This window comes from Pauljensenia sp. UMB3104, assembly GCF_030217285.1.
Taxonomy (GTDB): Bacteria; Actinomycetota; Actinomycetes; order Actinomycetales; family Actinomycetaceae; genus Pauljensenia.
Genome location: NZ_JASONN010000146.1, coordinates 1 through 327, shown reverse-complemented (window position 1 = coordinate 327; position 327 = coordinate 1). Strand labels below are relative to the sequence as shown.

At 56.3% G+C, this 327-nt stretch carries 1 protein-coding gene; it reads right to left on the bottom strand.

What is annotated here, in order from left to right; translation table 11 throughout:
- A partial coding sequence (locus QP415_RS11125) for a hypothetical protein (protein WP_285100104.1) occupies positions 1-291 on the bottom strand: 291 nt, incomplete at its 3' end.
- Positions 292-327 lie beyond the last annotated feature (36 nt).

Below are 327 nucleotides of genomic sequence, written 5' to 3'. Positions count from 1 at the left end.
ACCCTCAATCAGGGTTGAACCCACCATCGGCGTTATCGAGATCCCAGCGATAGCCTGGTACGCCCACGTATCACTAGAGCTGTGATTCACATACAAGGCACCAAGGTGATACCCCCTGGCCGGGTTTACCCGGAAGCGGCACCCGATTTTGGTCCACTCCGTGGGGATCTCAAACCCGCCAATAAGATACTGGGGATTCCCATTACGCGAATCCGGGACACCTTCGAGCGGCCCGCCTTGAGTGACGTCGATAGCATGATTATCCTCGCTATCACGTAGCTCTAAGAACATGCGCGAGTCCCGAATGTCCGCCGATACCCAGGCAGT